This is a genomic window from Kitasatospora sp. NPDC036755 (genome assembly GCF_040636595.1).
Taxonomy (GTDB): domain Bacteria; phylum Actinomycetota; class Actinomycetes; order Streptomycetales; family Streptomycetaceae; genus Kitasatospora.
In genome coordinates this window covers 1-19,877 of the sequence record NZ_JBEZUT010000155.1, presented here as the reverse complement: position 1 = coordinate 19,877, position 19,877 = coordinate 1, and the positions used below count along the sequence as shown (strand labels likewise).

15 protein-coding genes are annotated in these 19,877 nt (G+C 72.9%); all 15 read right to left on the bottom strand.

What is annotated here, in order from left to right:
• Window positions 1-247: 247 nt before the first annotated feature.
• The 15 genes from AB0E96_RS22925 to AB0E96_RS22855 all read right to left on the bottom strand — a co-directional run bounded on the left by AB0E96_RS22925 (window position 248) and on the right by AB0E96_RS22855 (window position 19,372).
• Window positions 248-1,180, bottom strand: coding sequence for a CU044_5270 family protein (locus AB0E96_RS22925; protein ID WP_359826645.1), 933 nt, complete (start codon window positions 1,178-1,180; stop codon window positions 248-250).
• Entirely contained in the window at window positions 1,177-1,809 is a 633-nt protein-coding gene (locus tag AB0E96_RS22920) for an RNA polymerase sigma factor (RefSeq protein WP_359826643.1), read from the bottom strand. The genes AB0E96_RS22925 and AB0E96_RS22920 overlap by 4 nt, the downstream gene beginning before the upstream one ends.
• A 109-nt stretch (window positions 1,810-1,918) precedes the next feature.
• Window positions 1,919-2,716 (bottom strand): hypothetical protein, encoded by a 798-nt coding sequence (locus AB0E96_RS22915; protein WP_359826640.1) that lies wholly within the window; start codon window positions 2,714-2,716, stop codon window positions 1,919-1,921.
• Between the two features lie 144 nt (window positions 2,717-2,860).
• Window positions 2,861-3,814 carry an enoyl-CoA hydratase/isomerase family protein gene (locus tag AB0E96_RS22910; RefSeq protein ID WP_359826637.1) on the bottom strand — a complete coding sequence of 318 codons (954 nt, stop codon included), beginning with the start codon at window positions 3,812-3,814 and terminating at the stop codon, window positions 2,861-2,863.
• A complete protein-coding gene (locus tag AB0E96_RS22905) occupies window positions 3,811-4,944 on the bottom strand; it encodes a cytochrome P450 (protein ID WP_359826653.1) in 1,134 nt (377 codons plus the stop codon). Before AB0E96_RS22905 ends, AB0E96_RS22910 begins: the two co-directional genes overlap by 4 nt.
• Window positions 4,945-5,353: 409 nt before the next feature.
• Window positions 5,354-6,685, bottom strand: coding sequence for a cytochrome P450 (locus AB0E96_RS22900; protein ID WP_359826651.1), 1,332 nt, complete (start codon window positions 6,683-6,685; stop codon window positions 5,354-5,356).
• A gap of 121 nt (window positions 6,686-6,806) precedes the next feature.
• On the bottom strand, window positions 6,807-7,397 hold the full coding sequence (locus tag AB0E96_RS22895; protein WP_359826635.1) for an ATP/GTP-binding protein: 591 nt from the start codon (window positions 7,395-7,397) through the stop codon (window positions 6,807-6,809).
• Window positions 7,372-7,743, bottom strand: a complete 372-nt coding sequence (locus AB0E96_RS22890) for a DUF742 domain-containing protein (RefSeq protein WP_359826632.1) — start codon at window positions 7,741-7,743, stop codon at window positions 7,372-7,374. The genes AB0E96_RS22895 and AB0E96_RS22890 overlap by 26 nt, the downstream gene beginning before the upstream one ends.
• Window positions 7,740-8,150, bottom strand: coding sequence for a roadblock/LC7 domain-containing protein (locus tag AB0E96_RS22885; protein ID WP_359826630.1), 411 nt, complete (start codon window positions 8,148-8,150; stop codon window positions 7,740-7,742). The genes AB0E96_RS22890 and AB0E96_RS22885 overlap by 4 nt, the downstream gene beginning before the upstream one ends.
• Window positions 8,147-9,427 (bottom strand): ATP-binding protein, encoded by a 1,281-nt coding sequence (locus AB0E96_RS22880; RefSeq protein ID WP_359826627.1) that lies wholly within the window; start codon window positions 9,425-9,427, stop codon window positions 8,147-8,149. Before AB0E96_RS22880 ends, AB0E96_RS22885 begins: the two co-directional genes overlap by 4 nt.
• A gap of 462 nt (window positions 9,428-9,889) precedes the next feature.
• Window positions 9,890-14,836 carry an NAD-glutamate dehydrogenase gene (locus tag AB0E96_RS22875; protein WP_359826624.1) on the bottom strand — a complete coding sequence of 1,649 codons (4,947 nt, stop codon included), beginning with the start codon at window positions 14,834-14,836 and terminating at the stop codon, window positions 9,890-9,892.
• A gap of 284 nt (window positions 14,837-15,120) precedes the next feature.
• A complete protein-coding gene (gene pruA / locus AB0E96_RS22870) occupies window positions 15,121-16,746 on the bottom strand; it encodes an L-glutamate gamma-semialdehyde dehydrogenase (RefSeq protein WP_359826648.1) in 1,626 nt (541 codons plus the stop codon).
• Window positions 16,747-16,888: 142 nt separating this feature from the next.
• Entirely contained in the window at window positions 16,889-17,545 is a 657-nt protein-coding gene (locus AB0E96_RS22865) for an HAD hydrolase-like protein (protein WP_359826622.1), read from the bottom strand.
• A gap of 47 nt (window positions 17,546-17,592) precedes the next feature.
• Complete coding sequence (locus AB0E96_RS22860) at window positions 17,593-18,102, bottom strand: hypothetical protein (protein WP_359826620.1); 510 nt, start codon at window positions 18,100-18,102, stop codon at window positions 17,593-17,595.
• A 91-nt stretch (window positions 18,103-18,193) separates the two neighbouring features.
• Window positions 18,194-19,372 carry a patatin-like phospholipase family protein gene (locus tag AB0E96_RS22855; RefSeq protein WP_359826617.1) on the bottom strand — a complete coding sequence of 393 codons (1,179 nt, stop codon included), beginning with the start codon at window positions 19,370-19,372 and terminating at the stop codon, window positions 18,194-18,196.
• Window positions 19,373-19,877: the final 505 nt, after the last annotated feature.

The window sequence follows — 19,877 nt, the reverse complement described above, 5'->3', positions numbered from 1 at the left end:
CGCCCCCCGCCCCGCCGCCCCCGCGCGCGCCCCCGGGCCCCTCGCCACGGCGCTCGGCGGCTGAGGCGGGAACGCTCAGCACGTGCGCGGTGAGCGAGGCGTGGGAAGTCGGCCGGGCCGACTTCTCGTGCGGGAAGCCCCCCGTTGCCGCTCCTGCTGAGCCGAAGCGGCACCGGGCAGATTGCACGGTGCTCGGCCGCCGTCGCTCGCACGCCAGTCCTGGAGGAGGGCAGCCGGCGCCGCCGGGTTACGGGCGGGTGCCTGCCGTGTCGACGACGGCGCGGGCGAGGACGGCCATCTGGCCGGTGGTGTCGCCCTTCCTGAAGGTCGCGCCGCCGGTGAGGGCGACAGTGCGCTCGCCGAGGAAGGTGTAGTCAGTGCGGTCAAAGATCCACTGGGCCTCGGACCTCCCGCCGATGTCCCGGCGCGCGACGGCGACGCCGGGGCGGCCGGCCCCGTCGGTCACCGAGTCGATCACCGTGACGCCGGGGATCTTCGCGGCCGCCCGGTAGAGCGCGGCGCTGACGGCGGGCGGGGCGATCTGCAACATCAGGAGCTCGCCGACGGTCTCGAACGCCTCCGCTTCGGGGCTGGACCCGTGGCCTGCGGTGTCCGCGTGGATCTTGGCCAGCAGCGCGTCCGGGTCGGTCGGCAGGGCGGCGACGTAGGCGTAGCTGCCGATCCTCCCGTCGTACGGCACGGGTTCGGCCTCACCGTGCTCGTCGCTTCCTCCGGGGTTCGGCAGGTGCCCGTCGATGAGCAGCAGTCCCCGCTTGCTGCCATCGACGGACAGCCAGTCCTCCCGGGTCCGCGACACCTCGCCGCCTGCCTCCTTCCACGTCTCCAGGCTCTTCACATAGATGAACTGGTCCCCGCGAGCCGCCGGGGCGGGCTGCTGCTCGGCGGCCGCCGCCGCGCGGTTCAGGACGACGGCCGCGACCGGTCCGCTGGACTCGGTGGACGGACTCGGCTGCCCGCCGCCGACCAGGACCAGGGACAGCGCCAGGCCGCCCGCCAGGGCGGGCAGGGCCACCCAGCCGAGCCGGATCCGCCGGGGCGCGGCCACCGGCCCGCGCGCGAACTCGCTCATCAGGTGCCCCCGCAGCTGCCGCCGGCGGTCGGCGGAGAGCCCCGGCTCCTCGGGCGTCGGCAGGAGTTCGTCCTCGTTCATCGGGTTCATCGGGTCCTCCCCTGGGTCGTCGACCTGGCCGCTCCGCTGCGGCCACCCCGTACCTGTCCGGTGCCCGACGGGAGTTCCCGCCCGCCCCGGAGCTCCTCGTCCGCCAGCGCGCGCAACTTGGTACGGGCTCGCGAGAGCCGGGAACGCACCGTGCCGATCGGCACCCCGAGTGCCTCGGCCGCGCTCTCGTAGTCCAGGCCCGCCAGGACGCAGAGTCCGAACACCTCGCGCTCGGCCTTCCGCAGCCCGGACAGCGCCCGCCGGACGGCGGCGAGCCGGGCGTCGTCGTCGAGCCGCCCGACCAACTCCTCGGCGAAGTCCGGCAGGACGCCGCGGTCGGGTACCCGCGCCATCGCCGCCCGGTGCCGCCGGGCGGCCCGGGTCGTGTTGCGCAGTACGTGGGCGGCGATCCCGAACAGCCAGGGCCGCACCGGCCCGTCGTCCTCCCGCAGCGTGCCGCGCAGGCGCCAGGCTTCGAGGAACGTCAGCTGGACGACGTCCTCGGCGGCCGCCCGCTCCCCCAGCACCCGTGCCGCGTACCGGTACAGGTCGTCCGCCGTCTCATCGAACAGCTCCCCGAACGCCCACTTGTCCCCGCTCCTCAATCGTGCTCGCTGTGACAGTTCCACGTCCCCCACCTGTCCGCACGGGCTGCCGGGTTCCCGCCGGGTACGGCGCAGGCCCCGCCGAACCCGGTGGTTCGTCGGGGCCTGCGCCGGTCCGCTCGCGGCCGTCCGCTCAGGAGCAGTAGGTGTTGTGCTTGACCAGGGCGAGGGCGGCGACCTTGCCCTCCGCCATGGTGAACTCGTAGAACCAGTCCGGCCCGCCGTTGCCGCTCTCGGCCGGGAGCTCGAACTTGCCGTCCCCGGCCGGCTTGAGGTCCTTGCCCGCGTAGGCCTGCTTGAGTTCCTCCTCGGTCGAGCCGGCGCCGACGCCCTCGGCGGTACGGGCGTCCGCCGGGGCGACCACCTGGCGCAGGCCCGTGGTGCCGAAGTTGACCCGGCCGGTGGCGAGGAAGGCCTGGTCCCGGGCCTTGCGGGCGGGCGCGCCGAGCTCCAGGTCCTTGTCGAGCGCGGCGATCTCCCGCTGGTCGACGGCGTCCTGCGCGATCAGTTCCTGGAGGCGGTTGTTGTACTCCTGCAGCTCCTTCACCGACGCCCCGGGCTTCAGCGGCGGGACCTGCTTCCGGTTGGCCTTGATCTCGTCCATCCTGGCCATCGCCTTGGTGGCCTTCTCGTGGGCCTCCTTCTCGGTGGCCATCCGGACCGGGTCCGGCGCCGGGCCGCCCTTGTACACGTAGTCGGTGCAGCCGTTGAGCACCGAGACCGGCGCCGCCTCCAGCGCCCCGGAGGCGAGCGCCTCGTCCTTGGTCATCGACAGCTGCAGTCCGCGGTAGCCGCCGGCGCCGAAGGGCTGCGGCGGCGTGCTCGCCGCGGCGGCACCGCCCTTGTCCCCCTCGCAGGCCGCCGCACCGGCCACGACCAGAGCAACCGTCAGAACCGCTGTCGCCGCACGGGTGTTGCGCGTCTTCCCCACCGTGATCACTCCCCTTGTTCGATTGCACACAGTAGCGAACATCGGGGTGGTATTCACAACCGGTTACCGATTGCCGGAGGGGCCCGCGCCCGGACCCCTCCCCTTCGCACGGAAGCCGCGTACGCCGCCCGGTGGGCCGGCCGGTCAGCCGGCCGGGGGCCGGTCGGCGAGGCCGCGGGTGTAGTGGGCGGCGGCGATGACCGAGGCCATCAGCTCGGAGTCGAGCACCGCGGCGTCGGCCAGCCTGGTGGCGGACGCGTGGGAGGCGAGCAGCGTCTTGGTGACCCGCAGGGCGGCCTCGGAGCGGCGGGTGATCGGCCGGGCCAGCTCGTCCACGATCCCGTCCAGCTCCTGCTCCGGGACGACGCGTTGCAGGATGGCGAGCTCCCGCGCCTCCACCGCGCCGACCGGGCGGCCGGTGAGGATGATCTCGCGGACCCGGGCCGCGCCGACCTCGTGGAGCAGCCGGGGCAGCAGGCCGCCCCAGGCGACGGGCAGCCCCAGGGCCAGTTCGGGCAGCCGGAAGACGGCGTTGTCGGCGCCGGCCCGCAGGTCGCAGGCGAGCGCCAGGGCGAAGCCGGCGCCGGTCGCCCGGCCCTGGACCCGGGCGATGGTGACGGCGGGGTTGTTGGTGAGGGCGTCGCAGACCCGGCGGGCCTTGTCCCCGTAGCTCCGTATCCGGCCGCCGGTCGGGTCCTCGTCCAGGCCCGCGAAGAGTTCGTCGCGGTCGCCGCCGAGGCAGAAGTCCCGGCCGGCCGCGGACAGCACGATCACCCGCACCGCCGGGTCGGGGACGGCGAGGAGGACGAGGAGTTCGTCCAGCATGGCCGAGGTCACGGCGTTCCCGGTGTCCGGGCTGTCCAGCTCGACGTGGAGCACGGCTCCCCGGAGCTCGGCACGGACCGTACGGACGGGGACGGGGGCGGCGGGGGTGGCGACCGGGGCGTGGCCGGGCACCGGCTCGGGCGCCGCACCGGATGCCGTCCCCGGCTGCGGGGCCTGGGGGTACCAGCCGGCCGGTGCCGGCGGGTACGGCGCGTACGGCGGCGGCTGCATCGCGTACGGCGGGTACTGGGGGGCCTGCGGGGGGAGGTTCACGCGGCCACCTTCAGGGACGTCACCCGGTGGAAGACCATCCGGGGCGCGTGCTCCGGCGGGCTCACCGCCCGCAGGGTGGGGAAGCCTTCCAGCAGCCGGCCTAGCAGGGCGCGCGCCTCCAGCCGGGCCAGGCCCGCGCCGAGGCAGTAGTGGGCGCCGCCGCCGAAGGTGAGGTGGGTGCCCCGGCGGAGCGGGTCGAAGGTGTGCGGGTCCGGGTTGCGGCGCGGATCGCGGTTGGCCGCGCCGTACATCACGTGGACCATGGTGTCCTTGGGCAGGAACACCCCGGCCAGCTCGGTGTCCTCGCCGGCGACGCGGCTGTTGACGCGGATCGGCGGGTCGTAGCGCAGTGCCTCGTCGATCGCCTCGTCGATGTGCTCCGGGTGCTCCCGCAGCCAGTCCCACCGGCCGGGCGTCCGCAGCAGCTGCCACACCAGCGAGGAGAGCAGCGTCGCCGTGGTCTCCAGCGAGGCGATGGTGACGAACATGGTGAGCTGGTAGACCATCCGGTCGGTGGCCTCGCGGTCGGACTCCAGCGCGTCCCAGGTGCGGATCCAGCCGGCGATCACGTCGTCGCCGTCGTTGTCGCGGCGTTCCCGGACGAGGCGGGTGAAGTACTCGCGCAGTTCCATGGTGGCCTGCTCGGAGACGGCGAGCTGGCTCTTGGTGGGCAGGAGTTCCTGGGCGTGCACCTGGTTGTGGGTCATCGACAGGATGTGCGGGTAGTCCTCCGGCGCGATGCCGAGCCAGCGCCCGATGGTGCCGATCGGCAGCTGCTCGGCGACCACGGAGGCGAAGTCCGCCTCGCCGTCCGTCCGTATTCGCTCGGCCAGGCGGTCCAGCAGCCCGGCGGCGTCGGCCTCGATCTCCGGCACCATGTCGCGCAGGGTGTTCCGGTCGAAGAGGCTGCCGAGGCTGCGCCGCTGCCGGGTGTGCTCGGGGGCGTTGAGCCGGGAGAGGGTGCGGCTCATCTCCTGGGTGGCGACGGCCTCCCAGCGCTCCGTGCCGCTCTGCCGTTCCTGCCAGGCGAAGTCGGGGACGAGCCAGGTCCTGCCGCGCAGGACCTGGTCGCACGCCTCGTAACCGGTGACCAGGTACCCGCCCCAGGGTGCCGGGACGAGGTCGCCCATGGCCCGCAGCTCGTCGTAGACGGGGCTCGGGTCGGCGAGCCCCTCGGCCGACCGGAGCCTGCGCAGCAGCGGGACGGCGGCCCGGCGGTCGGCCCTTCCGTCAGGACGCTCCGGATCCGCGGGGCGGGCTTCCAACATGGCGGTCACACGGGGCTCCTTCAACGCGCGGGCGGGCAGTACGGCGGCGTACTACCCAGCACCAGCGCGCTCAAGCATCGATCCGTGTTGCCCCCGTCACGTAATGAACGCGTGTCGCACACCATTCACCTCGCGTCGGCCGAAGGACTCTTGACGGCGCGACGGCCCGTGCTCCCGGAACCGGGGCGCGACGGTCCGCGGCCCCGCTCCCCGGGGGGGAACGGGGCCGGGCGGCCATCGGAACCCGGGGCCGGGCGGGCCCCGGGGCGCCTCAGAGCCGGAAGACGTCCAGGAAGGAGCTCCACCAGCCCTTCTTCTGCGGAGCCCGGGCGGGCCCGCCGGCGGCGGCCTGCGGGTACGCCTGCGCCTGCTGCTCGGCGCCGCCGTGCGACGGAGCCGGGGCGGCGTCCACGACCGGCGCCGCGGTGCGGGCGGCCACCGGGCTGAACCGCACCGGGAGCGAGACCAGGCCGCGCTGGAACGGGCCCGGCCGCCACTCCACGCTCTCCGCGGGCACCGCGAGCGTGACGTCCGGGAGCGCGTTGAGCAGGCACTCGATGGCGCTCAGGGCGATCAGCTGGGCCGGGGACTTGGCCGGGCAGGCGTGCGGGCCGGCGCCCCAGGCCAGGTGGGCCCCCTTGCTGAGGGTCAGTCGGGCGTCGGTCAGCGCCGGGTCGGTGTTGGCGGCGGCGAAGCTGATCACCACCGGGCTGCCGGCGTCCATCGGGACGCCGCCCAGGTTGAGGTCCTGCATCGGGTAGTGCGTCGCGTAGTTGGCGATCGGCGGGTTGTTCCACAGCACGTCGTCGAGGGCGTCCTCGATGCGCAGCCCGGAGCCGCCCTCGCCGGACAGCAGCAGGAGCAGCGCGTTGCCGATGAGGTTGCGCTCGGGCTCGACGCCGGCGCCCATCAGCATGACCAGCTGGTCCTTGAGCTCCTCGTCCCGCAGGCCGGCCGGGTGCTGGATGAGCCAGGAGGTGATGTCGTCGCCCGGCTGGCGGCGCTTGAGCGCGACGAGGTCCATCAGGCAGGAGGTCAGCTCCTCGTTGGCCTGGATCACGTCGAGGCCGTCGAAGAGCGCGGACATGCTGCGGGTCAGCCGGTCGCCGATGTCGGCCGGGCAGCCGAACAGCTGGTTGAACAGCAGCAACGGCAGCAGCTTGGCGTAGTCGTTCAGCAGGTCGGCCCGACCGAGCGCGCTGAACTGGTCGATCAGGTAGCCGGCGATCCGCTCGACGTGCCGGTTGAGCCGGTTGTCGTTGAGCCGTTCCAGGCTCTCGGTGACGGCCTTGCGCAGCCGCAGGTGCTCGGCGCCGTCGGTGAAGAGGCAGTTGGGGCGGTAGAACATCATCGGCAGGACGGGGCTGTCCATCGGCACCCGGCCCTCGTTCAGCGCCGCCCAGCGCCGCGAGTCCCGGGCGAACATCCCCGGGTTCTGCAGCACCCGCAGCGCCGCCTCGTGCGAGGTGACCAGGGTGGCGTCCACCCCCGGCGCCAACTCCACCGGTGCGGCGGGACCGTTGGCGCGCAGCTTGTCGTACACCGCGCCGGGGTCGGCCGAGAACATCTCCCCGTAGAGCGGTGTGCTCACGCCGGCGTGCATCGGGCAGCCCGGCGGAGGCGACTGCGGGACGGGGCGCTGCAGAGATTCCATGGGTCGTTCCTTGGAGGTGGCCCCCGGGCGGGGACCGGGGAGACGTGAGGGGAGGAAGGCGTGGGGGAAGTCAGGAGGCGCGGTCGAGCAGGTGCCGGACGAGCGTCAGCAGGGCGTTGGCCGAGGAGCGCTGGTCCCGCGCGTCGCAGAACACCACCGGGGTGTGCGGCAGCAGGTCGAGCGCCTCGCGCAGCTGGTCCTCGGTGTAGTCACTCTGCCGGTCGAAGCTGTTGACCGCCACCGCGTACTCCAGGCCGTACTGCTCGATCAGGTCGATGACGGGGAAGGTGTCCGCGAGGCGGGTCGGGTCGGCCAGCAGCAGCGCTCCCAGCGCGCCCCTCGCCATGTCCTCCCAGAGCTGCATGAACCGCTGCTGGCCCGGCGTGCCGAACAGGTACAGCACCAGGTCGTCGCCGAGCGTCAGCCGGCCGAAGTCCAGGGCGACGGTCGTGGTCTTCTTGTCCGGTGCGCCGCGGAGGTCGTCGACGCGGACGGACGCCTGCGTCATGCTCTCCTCGGTGCTCAGCGGGGCGATCTCCGACAGGGCCCCGATGAGCGTCGTCTTGCCGACCGCGAAGTGCCCGACGACCAGGATCTTGACGGCGGTCGTCACCGCGCCCGGGACGTAGATGTCCTCAGGCGAACCGGCGTTGAAGTCCATGCAGTACCTTCTCTAGAAGTCTCGGGTCCGGAGCCTGGGCCGGCGGCGGAGCGGACCGCCGCAGCAGCCGCCCCTCACGGATCAGGTCCGTCAGCAGCAGCCTCACGACTCCGACCGGCAGCTCCAGCCGGGCCGACACCTCGGCCACCGAGAGGTAGCCGCCGGAGCACAGCTCCCAGATCGCGCGGGTCTCCGGGCTCGGCAGGCCGGGGAGGTGCTGCTCGGGCGCGACGGTGACCAGGGTGATCAGAGACAGGTCGTCCGCATCCGGTAATTCGCGCCCGCCGGTGATGACGTAGGAGCGGATGAAGCCGCCGCTGACCCGCTGTTCCTCGCCGCCCGTCATGAGCCGCTGAGCGTGCTCTGGCGCGGCGCCGCCGACATCGCCCGCCCGAGTGCGCCGACCTGCTGCTGCATCCGGAAGGACATCGCCTCCATGTCGACGTCGGGGGCGGTGGAGGCGGCCAGGTACGCGCCGCTGCCGGCGGCGATGAGGAAGATCCAGCCGTGGTCGTACTCCAGGAGGGTCTGGCGCCAGACCCCGCCGCCTCCGCCGCCTCCGCCGACGAACGGGGCGACCGCGCGGCTCAGCGACTGCATCGAGCTCATCGCGGCGGCGTTGGTCTCCGCCTCGTCGCGGCCTATCCCGCTGGACCTTTCGAGCAGGAGGCCGTCGGCGGAGACGAGGATAGCGTGCCGGGCGCCGGGGACCTGGAGTACGTCGTTGAGCACCCAGGAAAGATCGCGGCTCACTGGATCTCGGTTCCTTCCGTGTTCATGGTGTTGCGCCCGGACAGCGTGCCGCGCTGGAACGCGCCGAGGCGGGACGGCGTGTGCTGGCCGGTGCCGCGCAGCGGCTCCTCGGCCCGGCCGTGGTCCTGCGGAGCGGGGACGACCGACACCGGGCGCTGGCGGCGGCGCCTGGGCAGCAGCCCGTCCGCGGTCGTCTCCGTCCCGGCCACCGCGACGGGCGGGCCGGGCACGGGGACCAGCGGCGCCGTCGGCTCGGACAGCGACACGAGCCGCTGGCCGGCGGCCGGCGTCCAGGGCTGCGCGGGCTGCTCCGCCGGCGCGGCCTGGTAGTCGGGGTAGCCGTTGTGCTCGGCGACGGGCGGGGCCGCGACCTCGCTGCTGAGCAGCTCGGCCGGCAGCAGCACCACGGCCCGCACGCCCCCGTACGGGGAGACGGAGTCGACGGAGACCCGGAAGCCGTAGCGCGCGGCCAGCATGCCGGAGACGGCGAAGCCGAACTTCGGGGGGTTGCCCAGGCTGGTGAGGCTGATCGGCGCGCCCGGGTTCAGGAGCAGCGACGCGCGGTCCTTCTCCTCCTGGCCCATGCCGAGGCCGGCGTCGTCGATGATCAGGCAGACGCCGGTGGGGACGGCCTGGACGCTGACCTCGACGGGGGTGTCGGGGGCGGAGTAGTTGGTCGCGTTGGCGAGCAGCTCGGACAGGACGACGGCGACCGGCTCGACGACCTTGCTGGCGAGCGAGACGCTGACCCGGGAGTGGATCCGCACCCGGTCGAAGTGCCTGATCCGGCCCTGGGCGCTGCGGACCACGTCGAAGACCGAGGCGACGCTCTCGCGGCGGCCCAGCCAGCCGCCGCAGAGCACCGCGATGCCCTGGGCACGCCGGCCGAACTGGCTGTTCGTGTGGTCGATCGTCATCAGGTCGGCGAGGATCTGCGGGCTGTCGCCGTACTTCCGCTGCACCTTGTCGATGACGATCTGCTGCTCGTCGGCCAAGCCCTGCAGGGTCCGCATCGCCGCCTTGAGGACGGCCTTGGTGTCCTCCTCGGCGTCCCGGCGGACGGCCGTCAGCTCGGAGGCGTGCTGGCCCCGCAGCCGGTCGTGCAGCACGGCGAACTCGTCGCGCTGTCTCTGCGCCTGGGCGCTCTCCTCCTCCAGGGAGGCGTTGCGCCGCCGCAGGGCGAGGTTCGTCCTGCGGGCTTGGAGGGCCGCTCCGACGGCTGCGAGCATCACCACGATGAAGACCCAGAAAAAGGGTTCCTGCACAAATGACGTCATGAAACTCTCTTCAGGTGGCATCGCGTGGAGCCGGTCCGGGCTCCGAAGCGCGAATGGGACTGGCGGCCTGGAGCTCCTCCGAAAGGCACCCGATGACACTCACATCGAGGTGCTTTCCGGCACGAGACCTGCGGCGACGCCTATCGCGGAGTCAGCCTACTGCAACTCATGCCATGTCAGAACAGATGCCAAAAAGGGCAGTTGGGGCGAAATTCCACGACCTGTCGGGAACTCTGGTGCCAAATGGCGGAGTTTGTGATGCCGCGTTAACCGCAGGGACACATCCCGCGCACTTCCCGGTTCACGCGCAGAGTGGTTCCGCCGTCACGCTCCGGAATTTCGCGGCCTCCCGGAGAACGGCCGCGGGGACCGGGCGGCGGCGGGGACCGGGCGGCGGCGGGCGCCGGAAACGCGGAAGGGGCCCGCGTCCGTGGACGCGGGCCCCTTCGTCGTAGCCGTCCGTCAGCGCATCGAACCGGTGCGCAGCAGGGTGCGGATGACGCGCATCGCGACCGAGAGGCTGGACAGCTCGTAGTTGTCCGAACCCCTTATGTCGTCGAGGGTGGTGCGGGCGCGGTTCAGCAGGGTCGAGTTGAGCTCGGCCCAGGCGTTGTACCGCTCCTCCGGGGTGGCGGCCTCGGGGCCGCAGGCCAGGATGTCGGCGGTCAGCGCCGCGTGCGCCGCGAAGAGGTCCTCGCGGATCGCGGCCCGGGCCATCGACGACCAGCGGTCGGTGCGGGGCAGCTCGATGATGCGGTCGAGCAGGTGCGAGATCTGGAGCCGGTCGCCCAGGTCGTAGTAGAGGTCGGCGACCTCGGCGACGTCCTTGCCGGAGCGGTCCGCGACCTCGGCGATGTCCAGGGTCGGGAAGACCGAGGAGAGGCCGGCGATCCGGGTGGCCAGCTCCTCCGGCACCCCGGCCGCGGCCAGCTCGCCGTACACCGACTCGAACCAGGCCAGGTCCTCGCCGCGCAGCGGCTTGGGCAGCGAGGCCCAGACCTGGTTGACCCGGTCGTGGAAGAACTCGATGGTGCCGGCGATGTCGAGCGGCTGGCGGCGGTTGTTGAGCATCCACCGGGTGGCGCGCTCGACCAGGCGCCGCGAGTGCAGGCGCATCTTGGTCTGCACCCGGGCCGGGACCTTGTTGTCCAGGTCCTCGATCTCGGCCCAGATCGGCTCCAGGTCGAAGACGGCCCGCGCGGCGGTGTGCGTCCGGGCGATCTCCTCGTAGGTCGCGCCGGTCTCCTCCTTCAGGCGGAAGGCGAAGGTGCAGCCACCGCGGTTGATCGTGTCGTTGACGATCAGCGTGGTGATGATCTCGCGGCGCAGCGCGTGGTTGTCGATCGCGTCGGCGAACTTCGCCCGCAGCGCGCTCGGGAAGTACTCGTGCAGCGAGGCGCGGAAGAACGGGTCGTCCGGCAGCTCGGTGGCGAGCAGCTCCTCGGCCAGGATGATCTTGGTGTAGGCGAGCAGGACGGACAGCTCGGGCTGCGAGAGGCCGCGGCCGTTCTGCTGGCGCTCACGGATCTGGCGCTCGGCGGGCAGGAACTCCAGCCCCCGGTCCAGCTGACCGGCCGACTCGAAGCGGCTGATCATCCGGGCGTGCACGTTGACCATGCTGTGCGCCTGGGCGACGGCGTTGGCCAGCACCACGTTCTGCGCGTAGTTGTTGCGCAGCACCAGGTGCCCGACCTCGTCGGTCATCTCGGCCAGCAGGGCGTTGCGCTGCTTGACCGTCATGTCGCCCTCGGCGACGACCTGGTTGAGCAGGATCTTGATGTTGACCTCGTGGTCCGAGGTGTCCACACCGGCGGAGTTGTCGATCGCGTCGGTGTCGATCCAGCCGCCGACGCCCTCCGGGCCGCCGGTGGCCGCGTACTCGATGCGGCCGAGCTGGGTGCAGCCCAGGTTGCCGCCCTCGCCGATGACCCGGGCCCGGACCTGCTCGCCGTTGACGCGGATGGCGTCGTTGGACTTGTCGCCGACCTCGGCGTTGGTCTCGGAGGAGGCCTTGACGTAGGTGCCGATGCCGCCGTTCCAGAACAGGTCGACCGGGGCCTGGAGGACGGCCCGCATCAGCTCGGCCGGGGTCAGCTTGGTCGCCTCGACGCCCAGCGCCGCCCGGACCTGCGGGGTCAGCTGGATGGACTTGGCGCTGCGCGGGAAGACCCCGCCGCCGGCCGAGATCAGCGACCGGTCGTAGTCGTCCCAGGAGCTGCGCGGCAGCTCGAACAGGCGGCGGCGCTCGGCGTACGAGACGGCCGCGTCCGGGTTCGGGTCGAGGAAGATGTGGCGGTGGTCGAAGGCGGCGACCAGGCGGATGTGCTCGCTGAGCAGCATGCCGTTGCCGAAGACGTCACCGGACATGTCGCCGATGCCGACGACGGTGAAGTCCTCGGTCTGGGTGTCGTGGCCCAGCTCGCGGAAGTTGCGCTTGACCGACTCCCAGGCGCCGCGGGCCGTGATGCCCATGCCCTTGTGGTCGTAGCCGGCCGAGCCGCCGGAGGCGAACGCGTCGCCCAGCCAGAAGCCGTAGGACTCGGCGACGCCGTTGGCGATGTCCGAGAAGGTCGCGGTGCCCTTGTCGGCGGCGACGACCAGGTAGGTGTCGTCCTCGTCGTGGCGGACCACGTCGGCCGGGTGCACGACCTCGCCGCCGACCAGGTTGTCGGTGATGTCGAGCAGCGCCGAGATGAAGGTCTTGTACGAGGAGACGCCCTCGGCCAGCCAGGCGTCGCGGTCGACCGCCGGGTCCGGCAGCTGCTTGGCGACGAAGCCGCCCTTGGCGCCGACCGGGACGATGACGGTGTTCTTGACCATCTGCGCCTTGACCAGGCCCAGGATCTCGGTGCGGAAGTCCTCGCGCCGGTCGGACCAGCGCAGGCCGCCGCGGGCGACCTTGCCGAAGCGCAGGTGGACGCCCTCGACCTGGGGCGAGTAGACCCAGATCTCGAACGCCGGGCGCGGGGCCGGCAGGTCCGGGATGGCCTTCGGGTCGAACTTCATCGACACGTAGGAGTGCCAGTCGCCGGAGGCCGCGTGCTGGAAGAAGTTGGTCCGCAGGGTGGCCTTGATGAGGTTCAGGAAGGAGCGCAGGATGCGGTCCTCGTCCAGCGAGACGACCTCGTCGAGGGCGCCGGACAGCTCCTCCAGGATGCCCTCGGTCAGCTCCAGGGCGCCCGAGCGGTGGCTCGGGCTCAGCCGGGCCTCGAACAGGTTGACCAGGAGCCGGGTGGTGTGGGTGTTGTTGCGGAGCGCGTCCTCCATGTAGTCCTGGGAGAACGTGGAGCCCGCCTGGCGCAGGTACTTGGCGTACGCGCGCAGCATCATCGCCTGGCGCCAGGTCAGCCCGGCGGTCAGCACCAGCTCGTTGAAGCCGTCGTTCTCGGCCCGGCCGGTCCAGGTGGCGGCGAAGGTCTCCTGGAAGCGCTCGCGGGCCTCGTCGGTGAGCTCGGTGGCCTCGCGCAGCTTCAGGCCGAAGTCGTAGACCCACGCGGTGGTGCCGTCGGAGCGGCGCAGCGCGTACGGGTGCTCGTCCAGCACCTCGACGCCCAGGCGCTGGAGCACCGGCAGGACCTCGGTGAGCGAGATCGGGCCGCCGACCCGGTAGATCTTGAAGCGGCGCTCGTCGTCGCCGGCGCCGACCGGCTGGTACAGGTTCAGGCGGAAGTCGCCCTCGCCGTGCAGCGACTCGATCTGCTTGATGTCGGCGACGGCGGTGCGCGGCGGGAAGTCGGCGCGGTAGCCGTCGGGGAAGGCGTTGGCGTACTTGTGGCCGAGCTCGGCGGCCTTCTCCTCGCCCAGTTCGACGTGCAGCTGGTCGTGGAAGCCGTCCATCCAGAACCGGGCGGCCTCGGCCAGGCGGTTCTCGATCCGCTCGATGTCCGTGTCGGTGAGCTGGGGCAGCTCGGTGCCCGGGGCGACCCGGACCACGAAGTGCAGGCGGGTCAGCACCGACTCGGTGGCGTACACCGTGTAGTCGATGGTGGCGCCGTTCAGCTCCTCCTTGAGGATGTCGGTGATCAGCAGCCGGATGCGCGTGGTGTAGCGGTCGCGCGGCAGGTAGATGAAGGCCGAGAAGTAGCGCCCGTACTCGTCCTGGCGCAGGAAGAGCCGCAGCTTGCGGCGCTCCTGGAGGTAGAGCACGCTCGTCGCGATGGAGAGCAGCTCGGAGGCCGGGGTCTGGAAGATCTCGTCCCGCGGGAAGGTCTCCATGATCTGGAGCAGGTCGCGGCCGTCGTGGCTCTCGCTGGAGAAGCCGGACTCCTCCAGGACGGCCTGGACCTTGCGGCGCACGACCGGGATGCGGGTGACCGACTCGGTGTAGGCCGCGGAGGAGAACAGGCCGAGGAAGCGGCGCTCGCCGATCGGCTCGCCGGCGGCGTTGAACTTCTTCACGCCGACGTAGTCCAGGTAGGCCGGGCGGTGCACGGTGGCACGGCTGTTGGCCTTGGTCAGGACGAGCAGCTTCTTCTCGTGGGCCTTGGCGCGCACCGGCGCGGAGAGCCGACCGAAGGCCTCGCTGACCGCGTGGTGGGCGTCGTCGTGGCTGTGCGGGTCGGAGCGCAGGATGCCGAGGCCGGTCCCGGCGACGGCCCTGAGGACCTCCTCGCCCTCGTGCTCGACCAGGTCGTACTCGCGGTAGCCGAGGAAGGTGAAGTGGTCGTCGGCGAGCCAGCGCATCAGCTCCCAGGCCTCGCCGACCTCCTGCTCGGGCAGGCCGGCCGGGGGCTGCTCGGCGAGCTCGTCGGCCAGGCGCAGCGCGCTCTCGCGCATCTTGCCCCAGTCCTCGACGACCTCGCGGACGTCGCCGAGCACGCGGCGCAGGTCGGCCTCGATGGTGCGCAGGTCCTCGCGGTCCGTCTCGCGGTCGATCTCGATGTGCATCCACGACTCGACGGTCGCGTCGGCGGGCCACTCGGTGCCGGCGGCCTGGCTGCGGGAGCAGGCGTCCACGTCCAGGATCTCCAGCAGCTTGCCGGTGATGTCACGGCGGACGAGCAGCTGGGGGTGGATCACGATGTGGATCGCGCGGTCCTGGCGGGACAGCTCGTTGGTGACGGAGTCGACCAGGAAGGGCATGTCGTCGGTGACGACCTCGACCACGGTGTGGCCGCAGGACCAGCCGTTCTCCTCGACCGAGGGGGTGTGGACCCGCACCTCGGCGGTGCCCTGGGGGCGCTTGAGGCCCAGGCGGTAGTGGGAGGCGGCCGCGCCGTACACGTCGACCGGGTCCCGGTCGAGCAGGTCCTCGGGCGCGGTGTGGAGGTAGTAGTGGTGCAGGTACGCGGTCAGAGCGCCGTTGCTCAGGCCCTCTCCCGGCGCCGCTCCCCCCACCTGGCTGTTCTCAGCGGCTGCGGCTGCCTTCTTGAGCAGTTCGGCCTTGGCTGCGTCCAGCTTGGTCTGCATGACTTCTTGGCTCCTGTCGCGCGCCGTTGCGTGACTCGGTGGTGTGTGGATGTACACCGACGGGTCACCGCAATCCTGCCGCACCGTCCGACTGAAAGGGGCTCATGGCACGCATGAAACGCCCTCCCAGCGGGTAGGACGACACGTTCGTCCTGCAGCCACCCGACGACGCCAGCCAGCCTAACCGGATCAATCGAAGGTGCACAGGGACAGGTAGGCGCAAACCCGCAGGAACTCGGGTCCGTCCTGGACAGCATGTCCAAACCGGAGCCCGGTGTTCACTCTCAGCCCATGTGCGGGTGTCCGTGGTGGGTCGGCGGGACGAAGGTCTCCTTGATCGACCGGGCCGAGGTCCAGCGCAGCAGGTTCTGCGCGGCGCCCGCCTTGTCGTTGGTGCCGGAGGCCCGGCCGCCGCCGAAGGGCTGCTGGCCGACGACGGCGCCGGTGGGCTTGTCGTTGATGTAGAAGTTCCCCGCGGCGAAGCGCAGCTCCTCGACGGCCTGGGCGATGGCGTAACGATCCTGCGCGATCACCGAGCCGGTCAGGCCGTACGGGGCGCCGCCGTCGACCCGGCGGAGGACGTCGTCCCAGCGGGAGTCCTCGTAGACGTGGACGGCGAGGATCGGGCCGAAGTACTCCTTCCGGAAGATCTCGCCCCGGTGGTCGGAGGAGACCAGCACGGTCGGCCGGACGAACCAGCCGATCGCGTCGTCGTACTGACCGCCGGCCGCCAGTTCGACCGTCGGATCGGCCTTCGCCCGCTCGATGGCGTCCCGGTTCTTCTCGAAGGCCCGCCGGTCGATCAGGGCGCCCATGAAGTTGGACAGGTCGGTCACGTCGCCCACCGCGAGCGCGTCCACCTCGGCCAGGAAGTCGTCCTTGATCCGCTGCCAGAGGCTGCGCGGCAGGTAGGCGCGGGAGAGCGCCGAGCACTTCTGGCCCTGGTACTCGAAGGCGCCGCGGATCAGCGCGGCCTTGAGGATCTCCGGGTCGGCCGAGCGGTGGGCCAGCAGGAAGTCCTTGCCGCCGGTCTCGCCGACGATCCTCGGGTACGTGCGGTAGCCGCCGATGTTGGCGCCGATGGTCTGCCACAGGTGCCGGAAGGTCGCGGTCGACCCGGTGAAGTGCAGCCCGGCGAGCGCCGGATCGGCCAGCGCCACCGGGGAGACCTGGAGCCCGTCGCCGGTCACCAGGTTGACCACCCCGGGCGGCAGGCCGGCCGCCTCCAGCAGCCGCATCAGGTGGTACGCGGCCAGGGTCTGGGTCGGCGCGGGCTTCCAGACCACCGTGTTGCCCATCAGCGCGGGGGCGGTGGGCAGGTTGCCGGCGATCGCGGTGAAGTTGAACGGGGTGACCGCGTAGACGAAACCTTCCAGCGGGCGGTGGTCGGTGCGGTTCCACACGCCGGGCGAGGAGATCGGCTGGTCGGCCAGGATCTGCCGGGCGAAGTGGACGTTGAACCGCCAGAAGTCGATCAGCTCGCAGGCGGAGTCGATCTCGGCCTGCTGCGCCGTCTTGGACTGGCCGAGCATCGTGGCCGCGTTGAGCGTGTCCCGCCAGGGGCCGGCGAGCAGGTCGGCGGCGCGCAGGAAGACCGCCGCGCGGTCGTCGAAGGAGAGCGAGCGCCACTGCCGCCCGGCGGCCAGCGCCGCGTCCACCGCCGCCCGGGCGTCCTCCCGGGTGGCGTTGCCGAGCACGCCCAGCTTGGCGGCGTGGTGGTGCGGCTGGACGACCTCGATCCGCTCGCCGCCGCCGAAGCGCTGCTCGCCGCCGATGGTCATCGGCAGCGGCACCTGCTCGGCCGCCAGCTCGTCCAGCCGCCGCACCAGCCGCTCCCGCTCCGGGCTGCCCGGCGCGTACGTCCGCACCGGTTCGTTGACCGGCACCGGCACCTCGGTGACTGCGTCGATGGGCATGGCGGCTCCGTCCTGGCGGCTGGTCGGGTGTGACACCAGCCTGACCAGCCGGGGCGCGATCCGCCCGTTCAGACACGCGGACGAAGGACGTGGCGCCCGCCACGTCCGCCCGCCGCCGGAGCCTCCCCCCGGGGGGTCAGCCGGCGATCCGGCCGGCCAGCTCGACCGCCTCGGCCAGGCTGTCCACCACCGGGACGCCGACCGGCTCCAGCTTCTCCCGGGTGTGCGAACCACCGGTGTACAGCACCGCGTGGGCGCCCGCGCCCAGCGCCGCCAGGGCGTCGTCCGCGGCGTCGCCGATCAGCACCGTACGGGCCGGGTCCACCCGCTCGCCGAGCGCGGTCAGGTGCCGGGCCAGGTGCTCCGCCTTCTGCCCGCCGGACGGTCCGCTGCGGCCGTCCACCCGCAGGAAGCCGCCGGTCAGGCCGAAGGTGTCGACCAGCGGCACCAGTGCGTCGTGCTCGTACATCGACAGCAGCGACTGGCTGTTCCCGGCCTCCCGCCAGCCGTCCATCAGCTCGCGCACGCCCTCGGTCAGCCCGCAGGCGGCACTGAGCTCCCGGTAGCGGTCGTGGAACGCGTCGTCGAGCCTCAGCCACTCCTCCGTGGAGGGCATCCGGCCGAGCAGGCGCTGGTAGAAGCGGGGGATCGGGATCTCGTACTGCTCGCGGTACTCCTGGAGGCTCATCGGCCCGATGCCGATGGTCGCGAAGGCGGCGTTGCTCGCCCCGAGCACCGCCTCCATGTCGTGGAAGAGCGTGCCGTTCCAGTCCCAAACGATGTGAGTGCGCACGGGGTGAAACGGTAACCCGGCCGGACGACACGCCGGTAGGACGGAACTCACCCGAGCAGGGAGGGGATCTCCTGGGTCGCGTACCAGAGCAGGTCGTGGTCCTCGGCACCGTCCACGGTGAACTGGGCGTCCTGGTCGCCGGCGTCGGCCGCGGCCACCGCCGCCACCGCGGCGGCCACGTCCGTGACCACCTCGTCGTCGGCCACGTCGGCGTGCACCGAGGCCGCCTTGGCCAGCCGCACCGGGCCGGCCAGCACCACCCGGCCGAGCGAGGCCTGGTCCTGGTACTCGTCGCCGGGGAACGGCCGGACCGAGGCGTCCGCCACGTCCAGGGCCACCACCACGCGGCGGCAGGGGGCCTGCGGGTCGGCGGCCAGCAGCCGCAGCGAGGACTGCGCGGCCCGGTTCAGCGCCGCGTACTCCAGCTCCTCCAGGTCGTCGCTGACGTACCACTCGCGCAGCGCGGGCGTCACCGCGTACGCGGCGGACTGGTCCAGGGCGCCGCCCTCGTGCGCCGCCGCCAGGCCGGCCAGGGTGGTGGGCACGTACACGCGCATCGGGGGCACTCTCCGGTTCGTCCAGCGGGGTTCGTCCAGCGGCACAGATTCTCCAGCGCCCCAAGAATAAGCTCCGCCGGACCGCCCCCGATCACCTCCGGTCCGCCGGCGGGCGCTCGCCGCCGGGGCCGAGCCGGCAGCCGAGCGTCTCCCGGCTGGTGCGCAGGGCGCTCTCCAGGACGGCGCCCCGGCGGGCCGGGTCCATCATGTTCGGGCCCGTCACCGCGAGGTCCGCCGGGGACGGCGCGAGCAGCCGCACCCGGACGCCCTCGGCCCGCAGCAGGGCGGCCTCGCGCAGCAGCTGCCGGGTGACGGCGCGGCGGTAGCGGCTCACCAGCTGGGCCAGCACGCCGCGCGGGCGGTCCCGGTCGCGCCACTCCCGCAGGGCGGCCACGGTGTCCCGGCCGCGCCCGGGGGCGGCGCCGTCCTCCCGCCCGGCCCGGCCCGCCGGGCGGTCCAGCCGCAGGGCCATCGGGGCGAGCACGTACACCTCGTCCAGCCCCCGGCCGAGCATCAGGTCGGCGTTGGTGGCGGACCAGCAGCCGCCGTCCACGTACGCCGAGCCGTCCAGCCGCACCGGCGCGAACCAGCCGGGGATCGCGCAGGAGGCCATCACGGCGTCGGGCACCGGGACGGCCGGGGCACCCGGGTCGCCGAAGACCACCCGGTGGCCGCTGCGGTAGTCCACGGCCACCACCCGCAACGGTGAGGCCCCGGTGCCGGGCACCGTCCGGCCGGGGCCGGGGCCGAGCGGTGCGCCGTCGCCGGGGAGGCCGCCGTCACCGAGCAGGCCGCGCACCAGCTCGCCGATCGGCGCCAGCGAGCCCCGGCCGTGCGGGGCGATCGCCGAGACCATGGTCAGCAGCGGGTACTCGCTCGGGTGCCGGACGGCGTCGCGCAGCAGGCCCGGCGAGCCGATCCCGGCCCGGGGGCGGGGCGGCAGGGCGCCGCCGACGGCGGTGTCGTAGTCGAAGGCCGTCCCGGCCAGCGGTCCCTCGGTGACCGGCACGCCGCGCTGGTGGTCGCGCAGCTGCTCGGGGCGGACGCCACCGGCCAGCATCGCGGCGAGGATCGCGCCGGCAGAGGTGCCGAGCAGGACATCGGCCCCGCCCGGCGGCCGACCGGTGGCCTCCTCGACGGCGCACAGCGCGCCGACCGTCCAGGCCGCGCCGAGCATCCCGCCGCCGCCCAGCACCAGGCCGTACCGGGGCGGGCCCGCGGCGGGCGCGGCGGCGCCCGGGGCCGGTGCCGCCGCTTCCTGTGTCGTCATGCCGGCCGCCCCTCGTCGTGGGAGTCCGGTCGTCCGCTCCCGGTCAGGGTCCGATGGTGCGCGCCGGTCCGGGAGGGCGCAAACGCGGCGGCCGGGCGCCGCCACCCGGTCCGCCCAGTCGGTCCGTCCCCTTTCGGGCCGTACGGTCCGTCCCCGCACGTCAACCGGGTGCCGTCGAACGGCCCGGCCGGCCCGTCGCCGCAGTGGCGGCCTCACCCGGATAGGTGAACTTGTCGACCCGCTCCGGGCGCTCCGGAAACCCGTTGCCGCCCTGCGGGGAAGGCCCCCAGCCTGGGCCCGTCCGTACCCGCACGACCCGACGCCCGCACTGCACGACGCCCGCACCGCCCGATGCCGCACGACCCGACGACCGCACGACCCGACGACCGCACGACCCGACGACCGCACCCCGCCGAGGAGCCCCCGCCGTGACCGTCCACTGCACCGCCGCCCGCGCCGGCGCCCACCTCACCGCCCGCCCGCACCGCCGCCCGCGCGACACCGG